The sequence below is a fragment of the Agromyces sp. H17E-10 genome (genome assembly GCF_022919715.1).
Taxonomy (GTDB): Bacteria; Actinomycetota; Actinomycetes; order Actinomycetales; family Microbacteriaceae; genus Agromyces.
On the sequence record NZ_CP095042.1, the window covers coordinates 1,106,676 to 1,132,474 of the forward strand.

Here is a 25,799-nt window from a genome sequence, read left to right on the forward strand (position 1 = left end):
GGTCGAACCCCGCCGCCCGCCTCAGGCCTTCGCGAGCCCGTAGATGGGGCTCTGCTCCTGCTCGGCCTCGTGGTCGGGGCCGAGCGGGATGCCCGAGCGGTCGCGCAGCAACAGGGTCGCGACGAGCCCGACGAGGGTCATGCCGGCGAGGTACCACGTGACCGACATCGTCGTGCCGGTCGCCTGCACGAGCGCCGAGGCGATCGTCGGAGCGAACGCGCCGCCGATGATCGCGCCGATCGCGTACGAGATCGAGACGCCCGAGAACCGGATCGACGCCGGGAACAGCTCCGAGTACAGCGCCGCCTGCGGGCCGTAGGTGAAGCCGAGGCCGATCGTGAGGATCGCGAGACCGAGGAACAGCAGTCCGATCGAGCCCGTGTTCACGAGCGGGAACAAGAGGAACACGCCCGCGAGCTGCAGGATCCACCCGATGATGTACGTCGTGCGCCGGCCGAGGCGGTCGCTCAGCCAGCCGGCGAACCCCGTCGCGAGCAGCCACGTGACGGCCGACCCGGCGACGGCCCAGAGCACGGGTCCGCGCTCGAGCGCGAGCGGTCCCGCGGCGTCGGTCGCGTAGTTCTGGATGTAGCCGCCCGTCGTCATGTAGCCGACGGCGTTGTTGCCGGCGAAGACGAGCGCGGCGATGATCACGAGCAGCAGGTGCTTGCGGAACAACTGCACGATCGGCATGCGCGTCTGCTCCTTGCGCTCGGCGATCTCGACGAACACGGGGCTCTCCTCGACGCTGCGGCGCACGTAGTAGCCGATGAGGATCAGCACGACGCTGAGCAGGAACGGGATGCGCCAGCCCCACGCGAGGAAGGCGTCGCCGGGTGCGATGGCCGTCATGAGCGCCATCGTGCCCGAGGCGAGCAGCAGGCCGAGGGGCACGCCGATCTGCGGCGAGGCGCCGAAGAGGCCGCGCTTCTGCTTGGGCGCGTGCTCGACCGCCATGAGCACGGCGCCGCCCCACTCGCCGCCGGCCGAGATGCCCTGCAGCACGCGCAGCAGGATGAGCAGGATCGGCGCCGCGATGCCGATCGCGGCGTAGGTCGGCAGCAGGCCGACGAGCGCGGTCGCGACGCCCATGAGGATGAGGGTCAGCATGAGCACGAGGCGGCGGCCGTACTTGTCGCCGAAGTGACCGGCGAGGAACGCGCCGAGCGGGCGGAACAGGAAGCTGATGCCGACCGTGAGGAACGACAGGATCGTCGCCATGCCGGGGCCCGCCGGCGCGAAGAACAGCTCGCCGAACACGAGGCCCGCCGCCGAGGCGTAGATGAAGAAGTCGTACCACTCGACGGTCGTGCCGACGACGGTCGCGAAGACCACTCGTCTTCGGTCGCCGACCTGGGCGATCGTGCCGGTCGGGGTGAACCCGGGCTGGTCGGGTGCGCTCATCGCGTGACTCCTTCGTCTGGTCAGGGGCCCGGCGGGCGCGCCGAGCGCCTGCCGAGGAGGTCGCCACGAAGGGTCGTCGACGACCTTCCGCGATCATATACGATTTCAGATCTGATTGGGAGGTCTCGGTGCCGTTCGTCCGCCGGCCCCACGACGCGCCCGTATCCTTGCGGGGTGACGACCCCGATCTCCCGCTTCCCAGCCGTGCTCTTCGACTGCGACGGCGTGCTCGTCGATTCGGAGCGCATCACGCTCGGAGTGCTGCGCCAGATGCTGCGCGAGCTCGACTGGGAACTCGGCGAGGCCGATGTCGTGCGCTACTTCCTCGGCCGCTCGCTGCGCGACGAGTGGCCCGTCATCCTCGAGCACACGGGCGTTCGCATCGACGACACCTGGATCGGCGCGTTCCGCCGCCGCCGCGACACGGCCCTCGCGACCGAGGTCACTCCGATCCCCGGCGTCGCACAGGCGCTCGCCGCCATCACAGCCGACCGCGGCGACCGCGTGGCGTGCGTGTCGGGGGCCGATCGCGGCAAGGTCGAGCTGCAGCTGGATGCCACGGGGCTGCGCCCGTTCTTCGGCGACCGCATCTTCAGCGGCATGGAGCAACCGCGCACGAAGCCCGCCCCCGACGTCTATCTCGCCGCGGCCCGCGCGCTCGGCGTCGACCCGACGACCGCACTCGTCATCGAGGACTCGGTCGCCGGGGTCACCGCGGGCGTCGCCGCGGGCGCAACGGTCTACGGTTTCGCACCGCCCGGACCGACCCGCACCGACCCCGCCGAGCTCACGGCTGCGGGTGCGTCGCTCGTGTTCACCGACATGGCCGAACTGCCGGGGCTCGTCGGCGACTGACGTTCGAGCCGGCGCGTGAGTCGCAGCACGATGATGAGCGGCACGATTCCGATGACGCCGAACGACATGTCGATCAGCTGCCATCCGAGCGGGATGCCGCGGATGGAGCCCGCGACGAGGGCGAGCGGCACGACGCCGAGGCACGCGAGCATGCCCCACTGGGTGACCCAGACGTTGCGCACCGGGTCGCGGTACGGGCCGATGAACGCGAGCGCGATCACGAGATGTGCGAAGGCGAGCCAGTCGGTGCCGTACGCGATGAACGGGTGCTCCTGATAGGTCTCGCGCAACGCCTCGTCGACGCGCTGCACCCACTCCGCGACGCCGGGCACCCATGCCGCGGCGCCGATGCGCTGCAGCAGCTCGGCGGCGAACGCGAGCTCGACGTCGAGAGGGAAGGCGGTGATGCCGCTCACGACGAGCCCGGCCATCATGACCACGAGCCAGAACCTGATCCACCCGAGGAGCCGTCGTTCCATGAGCGGGAGCCTAGTGGTCGCGGCCGCCGCGACTCGCACGACGGTCGAGCGGCCGTGGTCGCGGCCGCTCCGCCGGCTCAGCCCGGCGGGCCGAACTCGATCCACACGAGCGCACGGTCGACCGCGTCTGCCGGGTCGCCCGCACCGCCCGTCTCCGCCCACGCGCTGAGCGCGGCGAAGGTCGCCGCCTCGAGCGCCGCGGCGAGAGCCCGGCACACCTCGGGCGACGCATCGGGAAGTCGCGAGCCGAGGAACGTCGCGATCCGCGTCGTCCACACGCGGTTCGCCGCCGCCGCGGTCGCCGCGAGCTCGGGCTCCGAGGCGATCAGGCGGAACCATGCGGTCGCGCTGCGACGGATGTGCCGGTCGTGCGAGATGGAGGCGACGATGATTCGACGCACGGCTTCCGCCGACGGCAGGTCGGACGGCAGCACGGCGATCGCGTCGACGAGGCGCTCGTTCGCCGCCTCGACCTCGGCCCAGGCGATCCGATCGCGGGTGCCGAAATGGCGCATGAGCGTGCGGGCGCTCACCCCGGTCGCCGCGGCGAGCTCCTTCCAGCCGGTCGCGCCGTAGCCGCGCGTCGACCAGAGCTCGAACGCGACCTCGGCGACCGCGTCGACGTCGACGACGCTCGGCCGACCGCGCCCGCGCGCCGGCCTCCCCGCCTCGCCGGCCCCGCCCGCCCCGCCCGGCGGCGTCACTCGCTCCGCAGCATCCACAGCCGCCTCCATGATTTTTGTCGTAGTGTGTCAAATATACGATCTCACTCTTCCGAAGGGAATCATCATGACTCGCACCTACGTCGTGACGGGCTCGGCCTCGGGCATCGGCGCCGCCACGAAGCGCGCGCTCGGCGAGCAGGGCGCCCGCGTGATCGGCGTCGACCTCCGCGATGCCGACGTCGAGGCCGACCTGTCGACCGCCGAAGGCCGCGCCGCCGCGGTCGCGGGCGTGCTCGAGCAGTCGGGCGGCGTCGTCGACGGTGTCATCGCCTGTGCAGGCCTCTCGGCGCCGGCACCCGTCACGATGGCCGTCAACTTCTTCGGCGTGACCGCCGTGCTCGAGGGGCTGCTGCCCGCGCTACGCGCCTCGTCGGCGCCGCGCGCCGCGGTCGTCTCGTCGATGGCGTCGCTGCAGCCGAACGCACCCGAGCTGGTCGAGGCCGCCCTCGCCGGCGACGAGGCGGGCGCGCTCGAGGTCGCGGCGACGCTCGCCGAGCAGGGCCCCGAGGTCGGCTACCTCGTGTACCCGTCGTCGAAGCGCGCCCTCTCGCGCTGGGTACGCCGCGAGTCGATCTCCGAGGCCTGGGCCGGTGCCGGCATCCCGCTCAACGCGATCGCACCCGGCACCGTCATCACGCCGATGACCGCGGGCCTGCTCGACAACCCCGAAGGTCTCGCGATGGTCGACGCGGCCGTGCCGATGCCGCTCAACTACCACCAGCCCGCGGAGTCGATCGCGAACCTGCTCGTCTGGCTCACGAGCGTCGAGAACACGCACATGGCGGGCCAGACGATCTACTGCGACGGCGGCGCCGACGCGACGCTCCGCGGCGACGACATCTGGTCGTGGAACGACGCGAAGCCGAGCTCCTGACCTACACCGGCCGGCCGCGCGCAGGCCGCTCGACGGCTGCGACCAACTCGTCGACGGCCCGCGCGACGGCGACGCGGTCGTAGCTGCCCGTCGGCAGCGTCGACGACTGCGCGTAGCGCACGACGCCTGCGGCGTCGAGCAGCAGCGTGCCCGACTGCTGCATCGAACCGAACACGCGCCGGGTGAGGCCGACCTGCTCGTGGGCCGAGGCGCTGCCACCCGTGACGACCGTGAGCGGGATGCCGCGCCGACTCGCCCAACTGGCCGCCTCGTCCCGCCCCTCGGGCACGACGACGAGTACGGCGATGCCGCGGTCCGCGAACTCGTCGGCCCGTGCGACGAGGTCGCGGACGTGCGCATTGCAGATCGGGCAGGTCGTCGTCCGCATGAAGAACACGACGAGGCCCCGCTCGCCGACCGCGTCGAGCAGTCGCAACCGCTCCCCCGAGGTGTCGATCAGGTCCAGGTCCGGTGCCGGCGTTCCGACGGTGATCATGCTGTCTCCTTCTCATCTATTCAGGTTGCCTGATCAACAGGCTACTTGAAGATCTGGCGCTCGGCTAGCGTTGGTCCATGGCCCACTCGCCGGAGCTCCCCCTCGGGATGCTCGCTGCCCGCTTCGCGAAGGAGTTCGAGGCTCGCGTGTTCGAGGCCCTGACCCGCGCCGGCTACCCCGACCTGCGCGTGCGCCACTCGGTGCTGCTGGGCTCGCTCGATCGCACCGGCCTCCGGCTCACCCGACTCGCCGCCCAGGCGGGCATGACGCCCCAGGCGATGGGCGAGCTGGTCGACGACCTCGAGCGGGGAGGCTACCTCGAGCGACGCCCCGACCCCGCCGACCGCCGGGCACGACTCATCGTCGCCACCCCGAAGGGCGAGCGAGCCCTGGCCGACTGCCTGCGCATCGTCGCGGAGGTCGAGGCGTCGTACGCCAGCGCCCTCGGCACCGAGCGATACGCGGCTGCACAGGGCGCACTGGGCGACCTGCTCGAGCGCTGAAGACTACCCGGCTGCAGCGGCGAACTCGTTGGCGATGCGCGCGACCTTGTCGACGTAGTCGTTGTCGTGGTTGTACGAGTAGACCGCGGCTCGCCAGCCCTCGGGGTCGGTCATCGGGCCCGATGCGCAGAGGTACCGTGCGGTCGTGAGCGCCGCGTCGTCGATCTGGTTCGGGTCGGCGAGGTCGTCGCCGTTGCCGTCGCTGCCCCACTTCTCCCACGTCGACGGGATGAACTGCATCGGACCGACCGCGCGATCGAACTTCTGGTCGCCGTCGAAGATGCCGTCGTCGGTGTCGTCGATCTTCGCGACGCCCTTGCCGTCGAGGGCCGGTCCGATGATCGGCGGCTCGGCGTTGCCGTACTCGTCGAGCGAGCTGTCGCCGTGGCTGCCGTGCCCCGACTCGACGTCGCCGATCGCGGCGATCGTCGCCCAGTCGACGCCGCACTCGGGCGCCTCGTCGGCGAGCATCACGTGTGCGAACGCGTAGGCGGTGAGCGCCCGCTCGGGAATGCCGGTCGCGCCGGAGATGCGCGAGAGCCACTCGGGGTCGACGGACGGCAGTGGTGCTGCGCCCGAGCTCGAGAGGCCCGTCGGCTCCTCGCCGCTCGTATCGCCGTCGTCGCCGATGCCGGTGCCGGAACCGCCCTGACCGAGCGCGTCGCCTTGGCCGTCGTCGGGCGTCGAGGCGACGGGCGGCAGTGCGACGCGGGTGCCGTACGCGTCGGGCGCGGCGAATCCGCCGGGGTTCGCCGCCGTGCCCATGACGTTCACGCCGTAGACCACGCCGACGACGAGCGCCACCGCGCCGGCGATCGAGCCCACGACGATGCCCGAGTACGCCGCGATGCGACGCACGAGGCGCCAGCCGGTCGGTCGCTCGCGGGGCGACCGGTGGTGCGCGCCGTACTCGTCGGCGTCGTCGTCCCATGACATCAGGTGGCTCACTCCGTTCGGGCGTTGGTTCGCGGTGCCCGCCGGGCCGGTCGACGCGCCCGAATGAGCACGGCACACGACCCGTCCTCCCACGGTACGCGCCTCGGGCGACTCCCGCACGGAATTCTCCACAGGCGTCCCGGTGCGATCCCTCGCGCGGGCGTGCCCCGAGCGGATAGGCTCGGCCGCATCGGCACGAAGAAGGGCTGAACGGCCATGTCGAGCGCACTCTCCGAAGACCAGCGCGCGATCGTCGGCGCCGTCCGCGAGTTCACGGCGGCAGAGCTCGCCCCGTTCGCGAACGAACGCGATCAGACGATGCACTTCCCGGTCGACGCGCTCGAACAGGCCGGTCGGCTCGGGCTGGGCGGCGTCCTGGTCGGCGAGGATGTCGGCGGCTCGGCGCTCGATCGACTGACCGCGGCGCTCGTGTACGAGGAACTGGCCATGGGCGACACCACGATCGCCGCCTATATCTCGATCCACAACATGGTCGCCTGGATGATCGACCGGTACGGCGACGCCGCCCAGCGCGAACGCTGGCTGCCGGGCCTCACCTCGTTCGTCGACCGCGGCAGCTACTGCCTCACCGAGCCCTCTGCCGGGTCGGATGCCGCGGCGATCACGACGACCGCCCGCCGAGACGGCGACGAGTACGTGCTGAACGGGGTGAAGCAGTTCATCTCGGGCGCCGGCTCCTCGGCCGTGTACCTCGTGTTCGCCCGCACCGGGGGGTCAGGCCCGCACGGCATCAGTGCGATCGTGGTTCCCGCCGGGGCATCCGGTCTCTCGTTCGGACCGGACGAGCGCAAGATGGGCTGGCGCGCGCAGCCGACCCGCCAGGTGGTGCTCGACGACGTGCGGGTGCCGGTCGGCAACCGGCTCGGGGCCGAGGGCGGCGGCTTCGCGATCGCGCTGTCGGGGCTCGACGGCGGGCGCGTGAGCATCGCGGCGTGCTCCCTCGGCGGTGCGCAGTGGGCGCTCGACCGGGCGCTCCGGCACGTTCGCGAGCGCGAGACGTTCGGGCGGCCGCTCGCCGAGCACCAGGCGGTGCGGTTCACCCTCGCCGACCTCGCGACCGAGCTCCACGCCGCCCGCCTCGTGGTTCACGATGCGGCGAGCGCGCTCGACGAGGGCGCTCCCGACGCCACCGCACGGTGCGCGATGGCGAAGCGGTTCGCCACCGATGTCGCGTTCGCCGTCGCCGACGAGGCGCTGCAGCTGCACGGCGGCTACGGCTATCTCTCCGACTTCGGCCTCGAACGCGTCGTGCGCGACCTGCGCGTGCACCGGATCCTCGAAGGCACGAACGAGGTCATGCGCATGATCATCGCCAAGCGCCTGCTCGACTCGCGCTGAACATCCGGCCGATCGACCGGCAGCGCGACGGGCGCACGCCGCTCAGTCGGCCAGGAGCCCCGAGTGCAGCAGCTCGAGGTAGTTCTCGCTCACGCTCGCGGCCGTGTGGCTGCCGCCGGGGCGGTACCAGAACACCGTCGACCACACCGCGTCGCGGATGAACCGGAACGCCAGGCGCGGGTCGACGGTGTCGCGGAAGACGCCGTCGCGCTGACCCGCGATGATCTGGTCGAGCCAGAGCTCCTCGATGCGGGCGGCACCGTCGACGAGGAACTCGAAGCCGGGCTGGGTCATCAGGAACCCGGTCTCGTTCTGGTAGATGCGCACGTCGTCGGGGCGCTCGGCGATCGTGAGGAACGCATGCTCGATGAGCTGGTCGAGATGGCTCCGGTACCCGGCCGAGCTGGCGACGATGCGCTCGAACTGGGCGAGCGTCTCGTCCATGAAGGTGCGCAGGATCTCCTGCAGCACCGCCTCCTTCGACGCGAAGTGGTGGTACAGGCTGCCCGAGAGGATCCCCGCCTCGTCGGCGATGTCGCGCACGGTGGTCGACGAGTAGCCGCGCGAGGCGATCTGCCTGCGCGCGATCGCGATGATCTGCTCGCGCCGACCCGGTCCGTCGCCCACGTCAGCGCCCTGAGACCTTGCCGAACAGGCGTGCGATCGGCGCCAGCACGAGTGGTCGCGCGGCGATCCAGGCGATCCCGATCACCACGAGCGAGCCGACGAAGATCCAGAAGCCGAGCCAGCTCACGGTGTCCTGGCTCGCGTACATGTGGTTGAGGTTGCGCAGCACCCCGGTCGCGAAGACGAGGCCGACGTGCACGACGATGAACGCCACGAAGTAGAGCATCACCGGGAAGTGCACGGCGCGCGCCCACTCGACGGGGTAGATGCGGTTGAGCGCCTTGGCGTTCTTCGGCCAGAGCCCCGACATGCGCACGCCCGTGATCACGGCGAGCGGGGCCGCGATGAAGACGGTGGCGAAGTAGGCGAGCTGCTGCAGGCTGTTGTAGTTCACCCAGCCGTTCTCGGTCGGCCAGTCGAGCGAGAGGTACTGCAGCAGCGCCGAGACCGCGTTCGGGAAGACCTCCCAGCTCGTCGGCACGATGCGCATCCACTGCCCGGTGACGAAGAGCAGCACGACGAACACGAGTCCGTTGACGAGCCACAGGAGGTCGAGCGACTGATGGAACCAGAGCGCGAGGCTGATCTTCCGCTTCGCGTTCCAGCGCGGTGTCCAGAACGCGGTCGGCCGCTTCTGGGTGCGCACCTGCAGGCCCGACCGGATGATGAGGACGATCAGGAACACGTTGAAGAAGTGCTGCCAGCCGAGCCACGCAGGAATGCCCACGGGCGCCGACTCGGGCAGGTGGTACTCGCCCGGGTACGTTGCGAGGAAGTCCTGCATCGGCGCGGTGGCCAGCAGCCAGTTGACGAGCACGACGACGCCCGTGCCGGCGAGGAGCAGGCCGAAACCGCCGATGACGAGCGCTGCGGCCCATTCGGCTCGCGAGAACGGACCGTACAGCTTCGGCCACGGTTCGGCGACGGGCGGGGCGGATGCCGCGACGGGCGCCGCACGGCGCGGCTGCGGCATCGGGGCGCGTGGGGCGACGGATGCCGCGACCGGTGCCGGCGCAGGCGCAGGCGTCACAGCCGCCGCGGGAGCCGGAACGGTCTCGGGCTCGGCGACCGCCGGGGCGGCGACGGCCGCGACGGCCGCGACCGCCGGAGCCTCGACGACGCGCTCGGGCCGAGCGGGTGCGGAGCCCGCCGGAGGCCACGGGTCTCCGTCAGGCGTTCGGGGCAGGCCGCGACGCAGCGCGATGCCGCCCGACGTGGCCGTCGCCGCCGCCGTGGCGCTCGGCGCCGCCGTGGCGCTCGGCGCGGTCGTGGCGCTCGGGACGGTCGCGATCGGCGCCACCTCCGCTGTCGTGGGCCCGGCCACCGGGGCGGCCGAGGATGCCGCTGCCGGAGCCGTGCGAGCGGGCGGCCACGGCTCGCCGCCGGCGACGCGGGGCAGTCCGCGTCGCAGCGGTCGCTCCGACGTCGCGACGAGCGCGGGACCGGCGACCGTGGGCGTTTCGGCTGTGATCGCTGCCGGAGGCACGGCAGTGGTGCCGGCCTCCCTTGCCGCGACCTCGGGCGCGGCATGCCCCGTCACGGTGTCGGCGGCGATGCCCGCGGCGACTGCCGTGCGTACAGCGCCGACGAGCCCGTCGACCTCGACCACCGGTGGCCAGGGGTCGCCGCCCGGGAAGCGGGGCAGCCCCTGCCGCGTCGTTCGCCCGTACGTCGCCATCGGCGCTACGCCTTCCGCGCCTCGAGCGCGGCGATGAGCTGCGGCACGACCGTGAACAGGTCGCCGACGACGCCGAAGTCGGCGATCTCGAAGATCGGGGCGTCGCCGTCCTTGTTGATCGCGACGATCGTCTTGGCGGTCTGCATGCCGGCGCGGTGCTGGATCGCGCCCGAGATGCCGAGCGCGATGTACAGCTGCGGCGACACCGAGACGCCGGTCTGGCCGACCTGGTACGACTGCGGCACGTAGCCCGCGTCGACCGCTGCCCGCGAGGCGCCGACCGCGGCGCCGAGCACGTCGGCGAGCTGGTCGACGAGTGCGAACTGGTCGGCCGAGCCGAGACCGCGTCCGCCGGAGACGACCTTCGCGGCACCGCGCAGCTCGGGGCGCGACGACGCGACCACGGCGGCCTCGACGCTCTCGACCGTGGCGCTGCGACGACCGGAGGCCTCGACCGTGATCCGCTCGACCGACGCCGGCTGCGCCTCGGCGCGCGCGTCGACCGCACCCTGGCGGACGGTGATCACAGGCGCGCCCCACGTGGCGGCCGAGTCGACGTTGTAGGCGCCTCCGTAGACCGAGTGGTGGGCGACGACGCCCTCGGCGTCGCGCGAGACCGCGACCGCGTCGACCGCGAGCGCCGAGCGCGTGCGGGCGGCGAAGCGGGCCGCGATCTCGCGGCCCTCGATCGAGTTGGACACGAGCACGGCGTCGGGGCGCACGAGCTCGGCTGCGGCGGCGAGCGCATCGGCGCCCGGCACCGTGAGCTGCGTGCTCGTCTGGGCATGTTCGGCGACGAGCACGTGGGTCGCGCCGAGCGCGGCAGCATCCGCACCCGCCTGCTCGCCGGCCCCAGCGGGGGCGACGATGACGGCGACGGGGGTGCCGACGCCGGCAGCGGCGCCGAGGAGGCCCGCGGCACTCTTGGCGAGCTCACCCGCGGGGGTCAGCTCGACGAGCACGAGGATCGAGTCGGCCTTGTAGTCAGTCATCTCGGTTCCTTTACGCGAGCCGGTTCTGGACGAGGAAGTCGGCGAGTTGCTCGCCGGCGTCGCCCTCGTCGACGATCTTGGTCCCCGCCGTGCGCGGGGGCTTCTCTGCCAGCGAGATCATGATCGAGCGCGCGGCGTCGGTGGTGTCGGCGTCGACGCCGAGGTCGGCGAGCGAGAGCGTCTCGAAGGGCTTCTTCTTCGCGGCCATGATGCCCTTGAAGTTCGGGAAGCGGGCGTCGGGCAGGCGCTCGGTGATCGAGATCACCGCGGGCAGCTGGGCCGCGACCTGCATCGTGGCGTCGTCGCTCGCGCGCTCGCCGCGCACCTCGGCGTCGGTGATCTCGACCGAGTTGAGGCTCGTCGCGTTCGGCACGTCGAGCAGCTCGGCGATCATGGCCGGCAGCACGCCGCCCGACCCGTCGGTCGACTCGTTGCCCGCGATCACGAGGTCGTACCCGATGCGCTGCAGCGCCGCGGCGAGCACCTCAGCGGTGAGGCCGGTGTCGGCGCCGACGAGCGCCTCGTCGACGACCTGCACGGCCGACGACGCGCCCATCGCGAGGCCCTTGCGCACGGTCGCGGCCGCCGACTCGGGCGACATCGAGAGCACGACCACCTCGGTACCGGCGTTCGCATCGGCGTACGAGAGCGCGACCTCGAGCGCGCGCTCGCCGATCTCGTCGAGCACCGTCTCGCTCGCGGCGCGGTCGGCGAGGCCGGTCTGCAGGTTCAGCTTGCGGTCCCCGTACGTGTCGGGCACCTCTTTGACCAGGACGACGATCTTCATTCCGCTCCTTCGACACGGTTTCGCTCCATCCTAACCAAGCACTTGCTTGCCTGGGTCGGGGTGGTTCTTGTGGGATGCCGCCAAAGCACTGCCATTCGCGACCGATGCTCCTCGTAGAGCGTCCACAGTTCGGGTCCGCGCGCGCGAGACGCGAGGTTACGCTGCGGGCATGAGCGGATTCCGACCCCCTGTTGCAGACATCGCCTTCACCCTCGAGCACGTCGTCGACTACGACGCCGTCGCGCAGCTGCCCGGATTCGAGCACGCCGACATGGAGACCGTGTCCGAAGTGCTCGACGAGGTCGGCAGCTTCATGGCCGAGGTGGTCGCCCCCACCAACCGCGCCGGCGACCTCGAGGGCTCGAAGCTCAACGCCGACGGCACCGTCACGACCGCGACCGGCTTCAAGGAGGCCTACGCGGCCTACGTCGACGCCGGCTGGGGCTCGGTCCCGCTGCCCGAGGAGTACGGCGGCGGCAACTTCCCGCGCACCGTCGGTCTCGCGGTGCAGGAGCTCATGATGACCTCCAACATGGCGTTCTCGCTCGCCCCGCTGCTCACGCAGGGTGCGATCGAGGCGCTGCTGCACTACGGCAGCGACGAGCAGAAGCAGCAGTGGCTGCCGAAGATGGTCTCGGGCGAGTGGGCCGGCACCATGAACCTCACCGAGCCGCACGCGGGCTCCGACGTCGGCGCGCTGACGACCAAGGCGGTCAAGCGCGAAGACGGCACCTACGGCATCACCGGCCAGAAGATCTTCATCACCTTCGGCGACCACGACCTCAGCGAGCAGATCGTGCACCTCGTGCTCGCCCGCACGCCCGACGCGCCGGCCGGCACGAAGGGCATCTCGATCTTCATCGTGCCGAAGTTCCTCGTGAACGAGGACGGCTCGCTCGGCGAGCGCAACGGCGTGCACACCGTCGGCGTCGAGCACAAGATGGGCATCCACGGCTCGCCCACCTGCGTGCTGTCGTACGAGGACGCGACCGGTTACCTCGTCGGCGAGGAGAACATCGGCATGCGCATCATGTTCGTCATGATGAACAGCGCCCGCCTCTCGGTCGGCACGCAGGGCCTGGCCGTATCCGAGCGCGCGTACCAGCAGTCGCTCGACTACGCGCAGGAGCGCATCCAGGGCCGCGCGATCGGCGCGACCCAGGACTCGCCCATCATCGACTTCCCCGACGTGCGCCGCATGCTCATGACGCAGAAGGCGTACATCGCCGCGATGCGCCGCATGATGCTGCTGAACGCGACGTACGTCGACCAGTCGACGCACAACCCCGACGCCGCGGTGCGCGCCCGCGCCAACGAGATCGTCGGCCTGCTGACCCCCATCTGCAAGTCGTTCGGCACCGACCTCGGCAACGAGCTCACATCGCTCGCCCTGCAGATCCACGGCGGCATGGGCTTCATCGAGGAGACGGGCGCCGCGCAGCACTACCGCGACGTGCGCATCGCCGCGATCTACGAGGGCACGAACGGCATCCAGGCCGCCGACCTCGTCGGCCGCAAGCTCCCGGTGCGCGACGGCGCATCGGCGCTCGAGTTCATCGCGACCATGCGCGAGCTCGACGCCCAGCTCGCCGCAGCCGGCGAGGAGTTCGCCTCGATCCGCTCCAACCTGGGCGAGCAGCTCGACGCACTCGAGCGCACGACGGCGTGGATGCTGCGTACCGGCGCCACCGACCCCAACGCGGTGCTCTCGGGCTCGAGCCCGTACCAGCGCATCTGGGGCCTCGTCGTGGGCGGCTGGCTGCTCGCGAAGTCGGCGCTCGCCGCTCGTGGGCTCGACGCCGACGGCGTCGCCGAGACGCAGCTGCCGCTGGCCCGCTTCTACGCCGAGCAGCTGCTGCCGCAGGCGGCCGGCCTCGTCGGTGCGGCGACCGCCGGCTCGCGCGACCTCTTCGCCCTCGACGGTGCCGCGCTCGGCGACGCCGCGGCTCGCGGGGCGCGCGTCTGACGCGATCGGCACGAACCACGATGCGCTCGCCCCTCGGGGCGGGCGCATCGTCGTTTCCGAGGGTCCCCGCGGTCAGCGGTTCGGCTCGGCGAGCCGCATCGTCGCTCCCGCCCGTGCCGCGAAGCCCTGCGCGGTGGCGGCGATCGTGCGCTGCATGACCTCGACCGCCGCCGTGGGCTCGACATCGACCGGGCGCGCGAGGCTGATGGTGCGGGCGAGGGTCGGCGCCTCGAGCCGGACCGAGCGCAGGCCCGGACGGTCGACGAGCACGAGCGCCGGCACGATCGCGACGCCGAGGCCCCGTTCGACGAACCGCAGCACGGCGTCCATCTCGGCGCCCTCGAGCACGACCTCGGGGGTGAGCCCGGCATCGGCGAACGCCGCGTCGGTCGTGCCACGCAGGTCGTACGTCGAGCTGAACACGATCTGCGGCAGGGCGGCGACCTCGGCGAGCGCGATGGCGTCCCCGTCTGCGACGGGCGGCCTCACCGCCGAGGAGACGACGACGAGTTCCTCGACGAGCAGCGGGGTCGTGATGAAGCGCTCGGCGGCGTCGCTCGCGTCGGACGTCGTGATGAGCGCGAGGTCGAGCTCGCCGCTCACGAGCTCGTCGAGCAGGCGCCGCGACCCCTGCTCGGAGAGGTGCAGGTCGATGCCGGGATGCTCCGCATGGAACGCACTGAGCACCTCGGCGACGAGGCTGATGCAGAGGGTCGGGGTGGCGCCGAGTCGCACCCGCCCGCGCTCGAGACCCGCGAGCTCGGCGAGCTCGCGCCGCACCGACTCGGCGTCGGCGAGCATGCGGCGTGCGAGCGGCAGCAGCGACTCCCCCGCGGGGGTGAGCGTCGAACCGCCGCGGGCACGACGGAACAGCTCGGCACCCAGGTCCCGTTCGAGGGCGGTGATCTGCCGGCTCAGCGTCGGCTGCGCGAGATAGAGCTCTTCGGCGGCGCGGGTGAAATTGCCGAAGCGCGCGACGGTCACGAAGCTCTGCAGCTGCTCGAGGTTCACACGCATACTCTACGCGCATTGTCACCACGCTCAATATGCATTGGAGTAATCGAAGCGACGCGCCTACCGTCGATCGCATGACCACCCCCACCAGCACCACGACCGAGCGTCAGCTCTCCACGACCGTGCTCGTCATCGGCACCGGCGGCTCGGGCCTGCGCGCCGCCATCGAACTCGCCGAGGCCGGCGTCGACGTGCTCGCGCTCGGCAAGCGCCAGAAGTCCGACGCGCACACCTCGCTCGCCGCGGGCGGCATCAACGCCGCCCTCGCCACCATGGACCCCGACGACAGCTGGCAGCAGCATGCCGCCGACACCCTCAAGGAGAGCTACCTGCTCGCCGATCCACGAACGGTCGAAACCGTCACGAAGGGCGCGGGCCGCGGCATCCAGGATCTCGAGCGCTACGGCATGCCGTTCGCCCGCGAGGCCGACGGCCGCATCTCGCAGCGCTTCTTCGGGGCGCACACCTACCGTCGCACGGCGTTCGCGGGCGACTACACGGGGCTCGAGATCCAGCGCACGCTCGTCAACCGCGCCGCGCAGCTCGAGGTGCCGATCCTCGACACGGTGTACGTCACGCGCATCCTCGTGAACGACGACGGTGCGGTGTTCGGCGCCTACGGCTTCGACCTCGAGACCGGCACCCGCTACCTCATCCACGCCGACGCGGTGATCCTCGCCGCGGGCGGGCACAACCGCATCTGGCGACGCACGTCGTCACGACGCGACGAGAACACGGGCGACTCGTGGCGGCTCGCCGTCGAGGCCGGCGGGCGCGTGCGCGACCCCGAGCTCGTGCAGTTCCACCCCTCCGGCATCATCGAGCCCGAGAGCGCGGCCGGCACCCTCATCTCCGAAGCGGCGCGGGGTGAGGGCGGCATCCTCACCAACGGCCTCGGCGAGCGCTTCATGCACAAGTACGACCCCGAGCGGCTCGAGCTCTCGACGCGCGACCGCGTCGCACTCGCCTGCTACACCGAGATCAAGGAGGGGCGCGGCACTCCCAACGGCGGTGTCTGGCTCGACGTCTCGCACCTGCCCCGCGAGACGATCATGCAGCGTCTGCCGCGCGTGTACCAGACCATGCTCGAGCTGCAGATGCTCGACATCACGAAGCAACCCATCGAGATCGCGCCGACGGCGCACTACTCGATGGGCGGCGTCTGGGTGCGCCCCGACGACCACGGCACCGACGTGCCCGGGCTCTACGCCATCGGCGAGGCATCCTCGGGCCTGCACGGAGCGAACCGGCTGGGTGGCAACTCGCTCATCGAACTGCTCGTCTTCGGGCGCATCGTCGGGCAGGCGGCGGCCGCGTACTCGGCCGCCCTGCCGGCCCAGCAGCGCTCGGCGGCCGCGGTCGAAGTCGCGCGCGACGAGATCGCCGCGCTGCTCTCGTCGGACGGATCCGAGAACGTGCGCGCCCTCCAGCGCGCGATCCGCGACACGATGACCGAGCACGCGGGCGTCGTCCGTGACGAGCAGGGCCTGCGAGCCGGCCTCGCCGAGCTCGACGCGATCGAGGCGCGCATGGCCGACATCGGCGTGCACCCCGACATCGCCGGTTACCAGGACCTCGCGCACGCCTTCGATCTCAAGTCGGCCGCGCTCGCGGCGCGCGCGACCCTCGAAGCCGCGCTCGAACGTCGCGAGACGCGCGGATGCCACAACCGCAGCGACTACCCGGCGATCGACGAGTCGCTGCAGGTGAACCTCGTGTGGTCGCCCGCGACGGGCGTGACGCGCGAGGAGATCCCGGCGATCCCCGACGAGATCACGGCGCTCATGCACGAGGTGTCGACCGTGGGCAAGCTCGTCGAGTAGGGGCTGCGCCGTGCAGCGGGGGCGGATGCCATGAGGCATCCGCCCCTCACCCATCGTCCGCGCGGGAACACCTCGGCACCCGCCCATACGATGGCGTGATGGCCCTCTTCGACCACCTCGGCGTCTCCGTCGACGACCTCGCCCGCTCGATCGAGCAGTTCGACCCCGTGATGCAGGCGCTCGGCTGCACCCGGCAGGACGCCGAGGGCAGTGTGGCCTGGAGCCGGGGCGAAGAGGAGCTGATCCTCTTCCCCGCACGCGAGGCCGACAGCGGACCGCACCGGCACGGCCGGGTCGGCTGGCAGCATCTCGCGTTCGCGGTCGAGTCCCGCGACGAGGTCGACCGCCTGCACGCGATCGCCATGGATGCCGGCTGGACCGCCGTGCGCGAGCCGAAGCTCTACCCGCGGTTCAACGAGCGCTACTACGCCTCGTTCGTGGAGGAGGACAACGGCATCCGGCTCGAGTTCATGCACAACCCGCCCCGCGAGTTCGCCGCCGGCTGAGCCGCGACGATGAACGGGGTCTCCTAGTTGATGATCTCGCCGCGCTCGTCGGCGCGGAGCTCCGCGAGCCGGTCTCGCCAGGTCTGCAGCGCCTCGGACGTCAGCCGCGTCCAGTCGGTGACCTCGCCGAGGACGCGGAGCGGGTCGCGGCTGCGATACGAGCGCGTCGGATTGCCGGGGAACTTCTTGTCGGTCACGTTCGGATCGTCCTCGAACGGCCCGGTCGGCTCGACGGCGTAGACGCGCGGCGTGCCGTCGCCTGCGGCGAGCTCCGCGGCGAGGCCGGCACCGTCGCGCAGCGCGGTGAAGTAGATGTGGTTCATCACGACCTCGGGCCGATAGTTCGACCGGAAGCCGGCGCGCAGCAGATCGCCCACCTGCAGGTCGGCCTTCGTGCCGTGGAAGAACGGACCGTCGTCGTGTGGCCGGCTCACCGTGCTCACCGGCTCTGACGCTTCTTGTAGGGCTTCGGCTGGCCTTTCACGATCGGGGCGCGGCCCTTGCCCTTCGACGCCTTCGCCTTGCCGCCGGCCGGGACGACCGGCTTTGCCGGCGGCGGCGGCGGAGCGGCGGCGATCTCGGCGCGGGCCGTCTCGAGGAACAGGGTTCCGGCCTTGGTCAGGCGGGTGTTGGCACCGTCGCGGACGACGAGCTGCGTGCCCACCTCGCTCTCGAGCTTCTCGATCGACGAATACAGCGAGGCGAGCGGAATGCCCAGCGCCTTCGCCGCGCGCGGGAAGTGCAGCTCCTCGGCGACGGCGACGTACCGGACCAGCAGGGTGACGTTCACCTGAGCCCTCCCTCCCCGACGATCGTATCGGGGCGGGGCCTCTCACCCCTGCAGGCGAGGATCGAAGGTCGGGTCCCAGTACTTCTCCGGGCACCCCGCGTCGACGGCCTCGGGGCGCAGCTCGAAGTGCCACGCCTCGTTGTCGTAGATCTGGCACAGCCCGTACTCCGCGCCGTGGTCGGCCAGCCAGACCGTGGCATCCAGGCCGACGTCGACCGCTTCGCCGGCGACGTGCGCCGATCGCTCGGGGGTGGCGACCCACCGGGCCGCCTCCTCGACCGAGCCGTACTCGGCGACGGCTTCGTCGAGCAACTCCTGCTGGTACTCGGGCGAGCGCCAGCCGCTGTTGACGATGAAGTCGACGTCGTCGGGCCCTGCATCGCCGGCCGCCGCCCGGAGGGCACCGAGCAGCTCGGGATCGAGCTTCGCGATTCCGGCGTATCCGTCGTCGAAGACGGTCGCCCCGTCGGGCAGCTCGCCGTCGTCGGCCGGATCGACACCCTGCCCGTCGGCAGCCGTCGCAGCGCCGTCGAGCGCGTCGGCCAGCGCCGTCGGCGCCGAACGGGCGACGAGCACGCCGGTGACCGCCGCGCCGACCAGCAGCAGGCCGAGCGCGACCACCAGGGCGGTCAGGCGTCGGCGGGCTCGTGAGGATCGTGCGTGATTCATGTCTCCCAGTCAAGGCAGCGCCGTGTTGCGAGAGCGTCTGCGGAATCCGATACGCGGACGATATGCGCGGGTTCGTATCATGGACGGCATGCGGGTGCTGGTCGTCGAGGATGAGCCCTTCATGGCCGAGGCGATCCGCGACGGTCTGCGACGCGAGGCGATCGCGGCCGACCTCGCGGGCGACGGCGACACCGCACTCGAGCTCTTGAGCGTCAACAGCTACGACGTCGCGGTGCTCGACCGCGACATCCCGGGCCCCTCGGGCGACGAGGTCGCCGAGCGCATCGTGGCCTCGGGCAGCGGCATCCCGATCATCATGCTCACCGCCGCCGACCGGCTCGACGACAAGGCCACCGGGTTCGAGCTCGGCGCCGACGACTACCTGACGAAGCCGTTCGAACTGCAGGAGCTCGTGCTGCGGTTGCGGGCACTCGGACGGCGGCGCGGGCGGATCACGCCGCCCGTGCGCGAGATCGCAGGGCTGCGGGTCGATCCGTTCCGGCGAGAGGTCTTCCGCAACGGACGGTACGTCGCGCTCACGCGCAAGCAGTTCGCCGTGCTCGAGGTGCTCGTCGAGGCCGGCGGAGGGGTCGTCAGCGCCGAGGAGCTGCTCGAGCGGGCGTGGGACGAGAACGCCGACCCGTTCACGAACGCCGTACGCATCACGGTGTCGGCCTTGCGCAAGCGCCTCGGCGAGCCGTGGATCATCGCCACCGTCGTCGGCGTGGGCTACCGCATCGACGTCGGCTCCGACATCGACGCCGCGAGCGGCGGCGGCGACGGGGATGCCGCGGGCCGGCCGCCGGGCGGACGCGGATGACCCGGCCGCCCGGGCTCAGCGTCCGGCTCAAGCTCACGCTCAGCTACGCCGGCTTCCTCGTGGTCGCAGGAGGGCTGCTGCTCGCGGTCGTCTGGGCGTACCTGCTGCGCTACGTGCCCGAGCAGGCCGGCTCGAACCTCGACGAGATGATGCCCGGCCGCAACGACCTCGTGCGGGCGTTCGTGCCCGCGGTGAGCTGGGCGCTGCTGTTCCTGCTCGTGCTCGGTCTCGTCGGCGGGTGGTTCCTCGCCGGGCGCATGCTCGCACCGCTCCGCCGCATCACGGCGGCGACCCGCAAGGCCGCGACGGGGTCGCTCTCGCACCGAATCGAGCTGGAGGGCTCGCAAGACGAGTTCCGCGAGCTCGCCGACAGCTTCGACGCCATGCTCGCCCGGCTCGAGGCGCACGTCGCCGAGCAGCAGCGCTTCGCCGCGAACGCCTCGCACGAGCTGCGCACGCCGCTCGCGATCACGCAGACCATGCTCGACGTCGCCCGTGACGATCCGAACGCCGACCACGAAGCGCTCGTCGAGCGCCTCCGCATCGTCAACGCGCGGGCGATCGAGCTCACCGAAGCACTCCTGCTGCTCACCCGCGCCGACCAGCGGTCGTTCACGCGCGAGCCGGTCGACCTGTCGCTCCTCGCCGAGGAGGCGGTCGAGACCCTGCTGCCCCTCGCCGAGGCGCGCGGCGTCACGCTCGAGGCCGCCGGACCGGTCGCTCAAACCCTGGGGTCGCCAGCCCTCCTGCTGCAGCTGACGACGAACCTCGTGCACAACGCGATCGTGCACAACCTGCCCGACGGCGGAGACGTGCGCATCACGACCGGCACGGCCGGCGACACCGTCACGCTCACGGTCGAGAACACCGGCAAGCCGATCAGCCCGCAGGTGGCCGCAACGCTGACCGAGCCGTTCCAGCGCGGCAGCGAGCGCATCCGCAGCGATCACGCGGGCGTCGGGCTCGGCCTCGCGATCGTGCAGAGCATCGTGCGCGCGCACGACGGAGCGCTCGAACTGGCTCCGCGCGACGGCGGCGGGCTCGTGGTCGACGTGCGGTTGCCCACGGCACGATAGGCGACGACGGCTGCGGTCAGCGGGCCGGTGGCTTCAGCGGACGGCGGATGCCTCGTGCTGCTCGCCGCTCGCACCGGCGACCGCGAGCGCGCCGAGCACGGCCTCGAGCGTCGCATCCGCTGCGACCCGCCAGTCGACGCCGTCGAGCAGGTCGTCGGTGGCGAGCGCGGCGACGCCGTGCACGGCGGCGAAGACGACGAGGGCCTGCCGCTCGACGTCGCCGGGCCTGATCTCGCCGCGCTGCTGCCCCTCGGCGACGAGCGCGACGACGGCCGCCATGCTCGCGCGGCCGAGGTCGACGAGTTCGACGGATGCCTCGGGGTGGTGCTTCGCCTTGTACATGAGGTCGAGGATCGCGGGGTGCTCGACGGCGAACCCGATGTACGCGAAACCGGCCGAACGCAGGCCGCCGGCGAAGGTCGGCTCGGCCGCGACCGCCTCGGCGAGCGCGGTGTTCATGCGTTCGAACCCGGTGATCGCGACAGCGTCGAGCAGGGCGGTGCGGTCGGCGAAATGACGGGCGGATGCCCCATGGCTGACCCCGACATCACGCGCGAGCTGCCGCATCGAGAGGGCGTCGAGCCCCTCGTCGTCGATCGTCGACCAGGCGCGCTCGAGCAGGGCCTGGCGCAGGTTGCCGTGGTGGTACGCGCGTTCGGTCACTCCTGCACCCTATCGGAAAGTAGACATTGACAACAATGCTGTCAGTGTCTACATTTGCGGACATGACCATCGACTTCACCGCAACCACCGCCCTCGTCACCGGCGCGAGCTCGGGCCTCGGCGCGACGTTCGCGACCATGCTCGCCGACCGCGGCGCCGACATCGTGCTCGTCGCCCGTCGCGAAGACCGCCTGCGCGAACTCGCCGCGCGCATCGAGGCCGAGCACGGCGTGCGTGCGACGCCCATCGCACTCGACCTCGCCCGCCCCGACGCCGCATCGAAGCTGCGCGAGGAGCTCGAGGCACGCGGCATCCGCATTCAGACGCTCGTGAACAACGCGGGCTTCGGCATGAAGGGCCCGCTCGTGACGGCCGACGCCGCACGCACCGCCGAGATGGTGCAGGTGAACGTCGCCTCCCTCGTCGCGATCACCCGCGAGTTCCTGCCCGACCTCGTGGCCGACGGGCGCGGCGCCCTCGTCAGCATCGCGAGCACCGCCGCCTACCAGCCGTGCCCCGACATGGCCGTGTACGGGGCGACGAAGGCGTTCGTGCTGAGCTTCACCGAGGCGATCGCCTACGAGACCCGCGAGTCGGGCCTGCGCGTACTGACCGTCAGTCCCGGCGCGACGCGCACCGAGTTCTTCGACGTGGTGGGCACCGAAGACGCCTCGGTCGGCAGCTTCCAGACGCCCGAGCAGGTCGTGTCGCTCGCGCTCTCGCGACTCGACCGCCGCAGCACTCCGCCGAGCGTCGTCGCCGGCCGGGCCAACGCGGTCGCGAGCTCGCTCGTCGGCTGGTTGCCGCGACGGGTCGCCCTCTCGATGAGCGGGCGGGTGGTCACCGGGCCCACGCGGTGAGCGCGGGGGCGTTCGTCGTCGGTTCCTCGGGGTGCGATGTCGATCGGTGGCGTTCCCGTTCGACGCATGAGTAGAAGCACCGATTCGAGAGGAGCAACATCATGAGCACGGTCGTCTTCGACATCAGCATTTCGCTCGACGGGTACATCGCCGCGAGTGGCATGACTCCCGACGAGGGCATGGGCGTCGGCGGGGAGGCACTCCACGACTGGGCGTTCGCCGGCGACGAGCGCGATCGCGAACTGCTCGAGCAGGCGGGCGCGCGTCTCGGCGCGGTCATCTGCGAACGCCGCACGTACGACAACTCGATCAAGTGGTGGGCGGCCGACGGCCCGACCGGGCCGGCCCGGGTTCCGCTGCAGGTCGTGAGCCACAGCACCCCCGACGAGGTGCCCGAGGACGGCGTCTACACGTTCGCCCGCGACATCCGCTCGGCGCTCGAGGCCGCGCGCGAGACCGCCGGCGAGCAGGACGTCGGCATCATGGGCGGCGCAGACATCGCGCGACAGTACCTGCGCGAAGGGCTCGTCGACGAGATCTCGCTGCACGTCGTGCCGGTGCTGTTCGGCAGCGGCACGCCACTGTTCGAACCGGGCTGGCTCGACCGGCACGTTCGGCTCGAGCGCATCCGGGCCGTCGAGACGGATGCCGCGACGCATTTGCGTTTCCGTGTCGTGAAGTAGCGGCATCCAGCCCGTCAGGATCGGTCGACGGTGAAGCGCTCGCGGCACTGGTTGCCGCGCCCACCTGCCGAAGCCGGCGCGGCGCTCGTCGTCGGGCGGCCGTGGCCGGTTGGTAGCGTGGCCGAATGGATGAGCAGCTCGCGCCCGTCGTGGAGCACCTCGACGAGGCCGACCCCGGCGACATCGTGGGCGTCTACCTGTACGGATCAGCCGTGTCCGGCGGGCTCCGACCCGACAGCGACCTCGACGTCCTCGTGCTCGCGCGGCGCTCACTCACCCACGACGAGCGCGAGGCGCTCACGCGGGTGCTGCTCGGCGCCTCCGACTGGCACGGGCGCTCCGGCACGTTCGCCGATGGCGCCGAGGGCCGCCCGCTCGAGCTGACGGTCATCATCATCGGCAGCGACGGCCGCTGGCCCGAGCCGGCGGAACACGACTTCCAGTTCGGCGAGTGGCTGCGTGCCGACCTCGAAGCGGGGCAGCGGCTCGAACCGACCGTGGATCCCGACGTGCCGATCCTGCTGTCGACGGCCCAGTCCGCGCACCGCGTGCTTCACGGGCGCCCACTCGCGGAGGTCGTCGACCCCGTGTCGCCGGCTCGGCTTCGCGAGGCGATGCTCGCGATCATCCCCGACATCCTCGAGGAGATCGTCGGCGACGAGCGGAACACGCTGCTCGCCTTCGCCCGCATCGTGACCACGCTGCGCACCGGCGAGATCGTGCCGAAGGACGTCGCCGCAGCGGCGGTGGCGCCGTCGCTGGAGCCGGCCGACCGAGCCCTCATGGAGCGCGCGCGAGCGGGCTACCGCGGGGAGGCCGATGACGACTGGACGGGCCTCGCCGACGAGGTCGCCGCGCTCTCGCACGTGCTCGCGGCGCAGGCGACGGAACTCGCGGCGACCTTGGACGTCAGGTGACGTGCGAACCGGATGCCGCCGCCGTGCGGCGTCGGCGCATCGCGGAGCGGTGCGCGGGCAGCGGCATCCGGCCGTCAGATCATGTTCAGTAGCCGACGGTGAAGCGCTCGCGACGGTGGTTGCCGCGCTCGACCTCGTCGACGACCGCGATGGCGAAGTCGGCCCCCGAGATGAACGAGCTGCCGTCGGCCGCCTGCACGAAGACGTCGCCGCCCTCGCGGTACGAGCCGGTGCGCTCGCCGGGCTCCCACGAGCCGAAGACCTTCGGCGGGTGCACGAGGAACCAGTCGAGCCCGGCCTCGCTCGCCTCGAGCAGCTCGAGCGACTCGACGCCGACGGTCGCCTCGTGGAGGTACTGCTCAGGCACACCGAGGTCGTAGAGCCGCGGACCGCCGGGCGCCGAGAGGCTGCCCATCGCGCCGCCGACCACGCCGAGTCGGGTGGGGGTGTCGGTGAGCCGGGCGGCGAGCTCCTTGAGCGCATCGGGCACGGCGTCGGTCATGTCGCCGCGGGGCGCGACGGCCGAGATCACGGCGTCGGCGCCGTCGAACTGCGCCTCGAGACCGTCGAGATCGAGGATCGAGCCCTGCACGTAGGCGACGCCATCGACCTTCTCGGCGGGCTCGTTGCGCGACACCGAGACGACCTCGTGTCCACGCGCGGCGGCCTCGGCTGCGATGTGACCACCGGCGTAGCCGGTGCCTCCGATGACGACGATGCGGGCCATGCTCAACTCCTCCTGCCGCCCCGGTGGCGGCGTCCAGGGAGTGCAACGCACGGGGGCTCGCAGAATTCCGGCGTTGCGCCAGGTGTCGCCGGCCGGGCATAGGCTCGCCCCGTGCCCGATCTCGACGACGTGCGACGTACCGCGAACCGGTTGCCCGGCAGCGAGGAGCGGGCCACGACGGGCGGCGCGGCGTGGTTCGTGCGCAACAAGCTCTATGCGTGGGAGTGCCATCCATGGCCGAGCATCCCCGACGACGTGCGCGAGATCATCGCGGCCGAGCTCGTCGTGGGGGTGAAGGTCGCCGACCCGGTCGACGCGTTCGCGCTCCGCGAGATGGCGCCCGACGTGTTCCTCGACCAGACGACCCGGTGGGGCGAGCCGAAGGTCGCGTTCCGCATGGCGGGCATCGAGCCCGACCACCTCGCCGAGCTCGTGACCGAGGCGTGGCGGGTGCAGGCGCCGAAGTACCTGAGGCGCGAGCTGTTCGGCGACGAGTCGTAGCGGCGGGCTTCGGCCGGCGCGTCGCGTCGCGTCGCGTCGGTCGGTTGCTATCCCCCGCCGCTCAGGGCCGACGCCACCGCCTCCCGCAGGTCGGGCACCGTCTCAGCCTCGAACCACGGGTTGCGCTGCTGCCACGCGATGTTGCGGGGCGAAGGGTGCACGACCGGAAACTTCGACGGCAGGTAGTCACGCCAGTGCCGGACGGTCTCGGTCAGCGTCGGCAACCGGTCGGGCAGGTAGGCGCGCTGTGCGTGCGCACCCACGAGCACGGTCAACCGTACGTTCACGAGCTGCTCGAAGATGGGCGGATGCCACGTGGCCGCGACTCCCCGGCGCGGAGGGAGGTCGCCCGAGGGTGCCTTGCCGGGGAAGTAGAAGTCCATCGGCACGATCGCGAACGCATTCGGGTCGTGGAAGGTCTCGCGGTCGACGCCGAGCCACCGGGTCAGGGTGTCGCCGCTGGCGTCATTCCACGGGATGCCCGATTCCTGCGCCCGCCTCCCGGGTGCCTGACCGATGAGCAGCACCCGCGACTCGGGCGATGCGGCGAACAACGGCTTCCAGCCGAGCGCGGTGAACGCCGCATTCTCGGGGTCGGCGATGATCTCGTCGCGGATGCGTTCGAGCTCGTCGCCGTGGGCCTGCGCAGTCACCTTCTCAGGGTCGCATGCTGCGACGATGCGCGGATGCCTCGGCGGGCCGTCGCGCAGGCGAACGATCTAGCATGGGTGACGTGTTCGACGAGATCCGGCAGCTGATCGAGTTCCTGTGGGTGCTCGTCACCCCGGTGCTCGGCGCGCACGCCGACGGTGCGCTCGTCATGATCGGCATCGGGCTCGCCGTGGTGCTCGCTGCGGCGATCGCCGTCGTCGTCGCGACGCTCGTCGTCGTCGGGGCGCTCGCCGCTCCCCGTCACGGTACGGATCGACCAAGCGATCGGCGGGTACGGGCCCATCCGCCCGGCCCGACCCGCGCGCGCCAGGACGCACGACCGCGTGCTCCCGGCGCTGTGCTCGCCTGAGCCGGCCCGCGACCACTCCCTTCACCGCGCCCCGAGGGCCGGCTCTCC

General features: G+C 71.7%; 30 protein-coding genes. 14 read left to right on the plus strand and 16 right to left on the minus strand.

All coding sequences use genetic code 11. The features are described 5' to 3' along the window. Positions 1-21 precede the first annotated feature (21 nt). Positions 22-1,404, minus strand: a complete 1,383-nt coding sequence (locus tag MUN74_RS05025; RefSeq protein ID WP_244855320.1) for an MFS transporter — start codon at positions 1,402-1,404, stop codon at positions 22-24. Positions 1,405-1,578: 174 nt separating this feature from the next. Here MUN74_RS05025 and MUN74_RS05030 point away from each other — a divergent pair, with 174 nt between their 5' ends. Beyond that, on the plus strand, positions 1,579-2,259 hold the full coding sequence (locus MUN74_RS05030) for an HAD family hydrolase (protein WP_244855321.1): 681 nt from the start codon (positions 1,579-1,581) through the stop codon (positions 2,257-2,259). On the opposite strand, the gene MUN74_RS05035 is transcribed toward MUN74_RS05030, so the two are convergent. Together MUN74_RS05035 and MUN74_RS05040 are read right to left on the minus strand one after the other, a co-directional pair. After that, positions 2,145-2,738, minus strand: coding sequence for a hypothetical protein (locus tag MUN74_RS05035; protein ID WP_244855322.1), 594 nt, complete (start codon positions 2,736-2,738; stop codon positions 2,145-2,147). The genes MUN74_RS05030 and MUN74_RS05035 overlap by 115 nt on opposite strands. Before the next feature lie 77 nt (positions 2,739-2,815). Then, positions 2,816-3,460 carry a TetR/AcrR family transcriptional regulator gene (locus MUN74_RS05040; RefSeq protein WP_244855323.1) on the minus strand — a complete coding sequence of 215 codons (645 nt, stop codon included), beginning with the start codon at positions 3,458-3,460 and terminating at the stop codon, positions 2,816-2,818. 67 nt (positions 3,461-3,527) lie between these two features. Here MUN74_RS05040 and MUN74_RS05045 point away from each other — a divergent pair, with 67 nt between their 5' ends. Next, the gene (locus MUN74_RS05045; RefSeq protein WP_244855324.1) at positions 3,528-4,337 is read left to right on the plus strand and encodes an SDR family oxidoreductase; all 810 of its coding nucleotides are present in this window, start codon (positions 3,528-3,530) and stop codon (positions 4,335-4,337) included. Between the two features lies 1 nt (position 4,338). Here the strand turns inward: MUN74_RS05045 and MUN74_RS05050 are convergent, their stop codons facing one another. After that, positions 4,339-4,833 (minus strand): peroxiredoxin family protein, encoded by a 495-nt coding sequence (locus MUN74_RS05050; RefSeq protein ID WP_244855325.1) that lies wholly within the window; start codon positions 4,831-4,833, stop codon positions 4,339-4,341. A gap of 77 nt (positions 4,834-4,910) precedes the next feature. Here MUN74_RS05050 and MUN74_RS05055 point away from each other — a divergent pair, with 77 nt between their 5' ends. Next, entirely contained in the window at positions 4,911-5,336 is a 426-nt protein-coding gene (locus tag MUN74_RS05055; RefSeq protein ID WP_244855326.1) for a MarR family winged helix-turn-helix transcriptional regulator, read from the plus strand. Between the two features lie 3 nt (positions 5,337-5,339). Here MUN74_RS05055 and MUN74_RS05060 read toward each other — a convergent pair whose 3' ends face one another. Continuing rightward, entirely contained in the window at positions 5,340-6,272 is a 933-nt protein-coding gene (locus tag MUN74_RS05060) for a lytic transglycosylase domain-containing protein (RefSeq protein ID WP_244855327.1), read from the minus strand. Positions 6,273-6,488: 216 nt separating this feature from the next. Between MUN74_RS05060 and MUN74_RS05065 the strand changes: the two genes are divergently transcribed. Further along, positions 6,489-7,631 carry an acyl-CoA dehydrogenase family protein gene (locus MUN74_RS05065; RefSeq protein WP_244855328.1) on the plus strand — a complete coding sequence of 381 codons (1,143 nt, stop codon included), beginning with the start codon at positions 6,489-6,491 and terminating at the stop codon, positions 7,629-7,631. Between the two features lie 42 nt (positions 7,632-7,673). On the opposite strand, the gene MUN74_RS05070 is transcribed toward MUN74_RS05065, so the two are convergent. Genes MUN74_RS05070 through MUN74_RS05085 form a run of 4 tightly spaced genes read right to left on the minus strand, consistent with a single transcriptional unit; the run spans position 7,674 to position 11,715 of the window. Further along, a complete protein-coding gene (locus tag MUN74_RS05070) occupies positions 7,674-8,258 on the minus strand; it encodes a TetR/AcrR family transcriptional regulator (RefSeq protein ID WP_244855329.1) in 585 nt (194 codons plus the stop codon). Position 8,259: 1 nt separating this feature from the next. Continuing rightward, positions 8,260-9,936: a cytochrome b/b6 domain-containing protein gene (locus MUN74_RS05075; protein ID WP_244855330.1), complete on the minus strand. Its 1,677-nt coding sequence runs from the start codon at positions 9,934-9,936 to the stop codon at positions 8,260-8,262. Positions 9,937-9,941: 5 nt separating this feature from the next. After that, positions 9,942-10,928 (minus strand): electron transfer flavoprotein subunit alpha/FixB family protein, encoded by a 987-nt coding sequence (locus MUN74_RS05080; protein WP_244855331.1) that lies wholly within the window; start codon positions 10,926-10,928, stop codon positions 9,942-9,944. A 10-nt stretch (positions 10,929-10,938) separates the two neighbouring features. Then, on the minus strand, positions 10,939-11,715 hold the full coding sequence (locus MUN74_RS05085) for an electron transfer flavoprotein subunit beta/FixA family protein (RefSeq protein WP_244855332.1): 777 nt from the start codon (positions 11,713-11,715) through the stop codon (positions 10,939-10,941). 169 nt (positions 11,716-11,884) lie between these two features. On the opposite strand from MUN74_RS05085, the gene MUN74_RS05090 reads away from it, so the two are divergent. Then, positions 11,885-13,681: an acyl-CoA dehydrogenase gene (locus MUN74_RS05090; protein WP_244855333.1), complete on the plus strand. Its 1,797-nt coding sequence runs from the start codon at positions 11,885-11,887 to the stop codon at positions 13,679-13,681. A 72-nt stretch (positions 13,682-13,753) separates the two neighbouring features. Here the strand turns inward: MUN74_RS05090 and MUN74_RS05095 are convergent, their stop codons facing one another. Then, positions 13,754-14,698, minus strand: coding sequence for a LysR family transcriptional regulator (locus MUN74_RS05095; RefSeq protein WP_244855335.1), 945 nt, complete (start codon positions 14,696-14,698; stop codon positions 13,754-13,756). A 71-nt stretch (positions 14,699-14,769) separates the two neighbouring features. On the opposite strand from MUN74_RS05095, the gene MUN74_RS05100 reads away from it, so the two are divergent. After that, positions 14,770-16,518 (plus strand): L-aspartate oxidase, encoded by a 1,749-nt coding sequence (locus tag MUN74_RS05100; protein ID WP_244855336.1) that lies wholly within the window; start codon positions 14,770-14,772, stop codon positions 16,516-16,518. 98 nt (positions 16,519-16,616) lie between these two features. Then, positions 16,617-17,024: a VOC family protein gene (locus MUN74_RS05105; protein WP_244855337.1), complete on the plus strand. Its 408-nt coding sequence runs from the start codon at positions 16,617-16,619 to the stop codon at positions 17,022-17,024. Positions 17,025-17,047: 23 nt separating this feature from the next. Here MUN74_RS05105 and arr read toward each other — a convergent pair whose 3' ends face one another. The 3 genes from arr to MUN74_RS05120 are packed head-to-tail and all read right to left on the minus strand — an operon-like array spanning position 17,048 to position 18,483. Beyond that, positions 17,048-17,458: an NAD(+)--rifampin ADP-ribosyltransferase gene (arr, locus tag MUN74_RS05110; protein WP_244856352.1), complete on the minus strand. Its 411-nt coding sequence runs from the start codon at positions 17,456-17,458 to the stop codon at positions 17,048-17,050. Positions 17,459-17,463: 5 nt separating this feature from the next. After that, positions 17,464-17,814, minus strand: a complete 351-nt coding sequence (locus MUN74_RS05115) for a LysR family transcriptional regulator (RefSeq protein WP_244855339.1) — start codon at positions 17,812-17,814, stop codon at positions 17,464-17,466. Between the two features lie 42 nt (positions 17,815-17,856). Beyond that, the gene (locus MUN74_RS05120) at positions 17,857-18,483 is read right to left on the minus strand and encodes a M15 family metallopeptidase (protein ID WP_244855341.1); all 627 of its coding nucleotides are present in this window, start codon (positions 18,481-18,483) and stop codon (positions 17,857-17,859) included. A gap of 88 nt (positions 18,484-18,571) precedes the next feature. Between MUN74_RS05120 and MUN74_RS05125 the strand changes: the two genes are divergently transcribed. Both MUN74_RS05125 and MUN74_RS05130 read left to right on the plus strand, forming a co-directional pair. Next, on the plus strand, positions 18,572-19,303 hold the full coding sequence (locus tag MUN74_RS05125; protein WP_244855342.1) for a response regulator transcription factor: 732 nt from the start codon (positions 18,572-18,574) through the stop codon (positions 19,301-19,303). Further along, positions 19,300-20,379, plus strand: coding sequence for a sensor histidine kinase (locus MUN74_RS05130; RefSeq protein ID WP_244855344.1), 1,080 nt, complete (start codon positions 19,300-19,302; stop codon positions 20,377-20,379). Before MUN74_RS05125 ends, MUN74_RS05130 begins: the two co-directional genes overlap by 4 nt. 33 nt (positions 20,380-20,412) lie before the next feature. Here MUN74_RS05130 and MUN74_RS05135 read toward each other — a convergent pair whose 3' ends face one another. Beyond that, entirely contained in the window at positions 20,413-21,042 is a 630-nt protein-coding gene (locus MUN74_RS05135; protein ID WP_244855346.1) for a TetR/AcrR family transcriptional regulator, read from the minus strand. 62 nt (positions 21,043-21,104) lie between these two features. Between MUN74_RS05135 and MUN74_RS05140 the strand changes: the two genes are divergently transcribed. The 3 genes from MUN74_RS05140 to MUN74_RS05150 all read left to right on the plus strand — a co-directional run bounded on the left by MUN74_RS05140 (position 21,105) and on the right by MUN74_RS05150 (position 23,502). Next, entirely contained in the window at positions 21,105-21,902 is a 798-nt protein-coding gene (locus tag MUN74_RS05140) for an SDR family NAD(P)-dependent oxidoreductase (protein WP_244855347.1), read from the plus strand. Positions 21,903-22,003: 101 nt separating this feature from the next. After that, complete coding sequence (locus tag MUN74_RS05145; protein ID WP_244855348.1) at positions 22,004-22,585, plus strand: dihydrofolate reductase family protein; 582 nt, start codon at positions 22,004-22,006, stop codon at positions 22,583-22,585. Between the two features lie 125 nt (positions 22,586-22,710). Then, positions 22,711-23,502 (plus strand): aminoglycoside adenylyltransferase domain-containing protein, encoded by a 792-nt coding sequence (locus MUN74_RS05150; protein WP_244855350.1) that lies wholly within the window; start codon positions 22,711-22,713, stop codon positions 23,500-23,502. An 85-nt stretch (positions 23,503-23,587) separates the two neighbouring features. On the opposite strand, the gene MUN74_RS05155 is transcribed toward MUN74_RS05150, so the two are convergent. After that, positions 23,588-24,229, minus strand: a complete 642-nt coding sequence (locus MUN74_RS05155; RefSeq protein ID WP_244855352.1) for an NAD(P)-dependent oxidoreductase — start codon at positions 24,227-24,229, stop codon at positions 23,588-23,590. Positions 24,230-24,340: 111 nt separating this feature from the next. Between MUN74_RS05155 and MUN74_RS05160 the strand changes: the two genes are divergently transcribed. After that, entirely contained in the window at positions 24,341-24,730 is a 390-nt protein-coding gene (locus tag MUN74_RS05160) for an MmcQ/YjbR family DNA-binding protein (RefSeq protein ID WP_244855353.1), read from the plus strand. A 47-nt stretch (positions 24,731-24,777) separates the two neighbouring features. On the opposite strand, the gene MUN74_RS05165 is transcribed toward MUN74_RS05160, so the two are convergent. Then, entirely contained in the window at positions 24,778-25,383 is a 606-nt protein-coding gene (locus MUN74_RS05165) for a uracil-DNA glycosylase family protein (RefSeq protein ID WP_244855355.1), read from the minus strand. A gap of 71 nt (positions 25,384-25,454) precedes the next feature. On the opposite strand from MUN74_RS05165, the gene MUN74_RS05170 reads away from it, so the two are divergent. After that, entirely contained in the window at positions 25,455-25,751 is a 297-nt protein-coding gene (locus MUN74_RS05170) for a hypothetical protein (protein WP_244855357.1), read from the plus strand. Positions 25,752-25,799 lie beyond the last annotated feature (48 nt).

Coding starts and splice junctions, on each gene's coding strand:
- MUN74_RS05105 (WP_244855337.1), top strand. CDS start 16,617: ATGGCCCTCTTCGACCACCTCGGCGTCTCCGTCGACGACCTCGCCCGC.
- MUN74_RS05130 (WP_244855344.1), top strand. CDS start 19,300: ATGACCCGGCCGCCCGGGCTCAGCGTCCGGCTCAAGCTCACGCTCAGC.
- MUN74_RS05155 (WP_244855352.1), bottom strand. CDS start 24,229: ATGGCCCGCATCGTCGTCATCGGAGGCACCGGCTACGCCGGTGGTCAC.
- MUN74_RS05140 (WP_244855347.1), top strand. CDS start 21,105: ATGACCATCGACTTCACCGCAACCACCGCCCTCGTCACCGGCGCGAGC.
- MUN74_RS05090 (WP_244855333.1), top strand. CDS start 11,885: ATGAGCGGATTCCGACCCCCTGTTGCAGACATCGCCTTCACCCTCGAG.
- MUN74_RS05145 (WP_244855348.1), top strand. CDS start 22,004: ATGAGCACGGTCGTCTTCGACATCAGCATTTCGCTCGACGGGTACATC.
- MUN74_RS05100 (WP_244855336.1), top strand. CDS start 14,770: ATGACCACCCCCACCAGCACCACGACCGAGCGTCAGCTCTCCACGACC.
- MUN74_RS05095 (WP_244855335.1), bottom strand. CDS start 14,698: ATGCGTGTGAACCTCGAGCAGCTGCAGAGCTTCGTGACCGTCGCGCGC.
- MUN74_RS05045 (WP_244855324.1), top strand. CDS start 3,528: ATGACTCGCACCTACGTCGTGACGGGCTCGGCCTCGGGCATCGGCGCC.
- MUN74_RS05035 (WP_244855322.1), bottom strand. CDS start 2,738: ATGGAACGACGGCTCCTCGGGTGGATCAGGTTCTGGCTCGTGGTCATG.
- MUN74_RS05060 (WP_244855327.1), bottom strand. CDS start 6,272: ATGTCATGGGACGACGACGCCGACGAGTACGGCGCGCACCACCGGTCG.
- MUN74_RS05050 (WP_244855325.1), bottom strand. CDS start 4,833: ATGATCACCGTCGGAACGCCGGCACCGGACCTGGACCTGATCGACACC.
- MUN74_RS05150 (WP_244855350.1), top strand. CDS start 22,711: ATGGATGAGCAGCTCGCGCCCGTCGTGGAGCACCTCGACGAGGCCGAC.
- MUN74_RS05080 (WP_244855331.1), bottom strand. CDS start 10,928: ATGACTGACTACAAGGCCGACTCGATCCTCGTGCTCGTCGAGCTGACC.
- MUN74_RS05125 (WP_244855342.1), top strand. CDS start 18,572: ATGCGGGTGCTGGTCGTCGAGGATGAGCCCTTCATGGCCGAGGCGATC.
- MUN74_RS05065 (WP_244855328.1), top strand. CDS start 6,489: ATGTCGAGCGCACTCTCCGAAGACCAGCGCGCGATCGTCGGCGCCGTC.
- MUN74_RS05170 (WP_244855357.1), top strand. CDS start 25,455: ATGGGTGACGTGTTCGACGAGATCCGGCAGCTGATCGAGTTCCTGTGG.
- MUN74_RS05025 (WP_244855320.1), bottom strand. CDS start 1,404: ATGAGCGCACCCGACCAGCCCGGGTTCACCCCGACCGGCACGATCGCC.
- MUN74_RS05085 (WP_244855332.1), bottom strand. CDS start 11,715: ATGAAGATCGTCGTCCTGGTCAAAGAGGTGCCCGACACGTACGGGGAC.
- MUN74_RS05075 (WP_244855330.1), bottom strand. CDS start 9,936: ATGGCGACGTACGGGCGAACGACGCGGCAGGGGCTGCCCCGCTTCCCG.
- MUN74_RS05055 (WP_244855326.1), top strand. CDS start 4,911: ATGGCCCACTCGCCGGAGCTCCCCCTCGGGATGCTCGCTGCCCGCTTC.
- MUN74_RS05120 (WP_244855341.1), bottom strand. CDS start 18,483: ATGAATCACGCACGATCCTCACGAGCCCGCCGACGCCTGACCGCCCTG.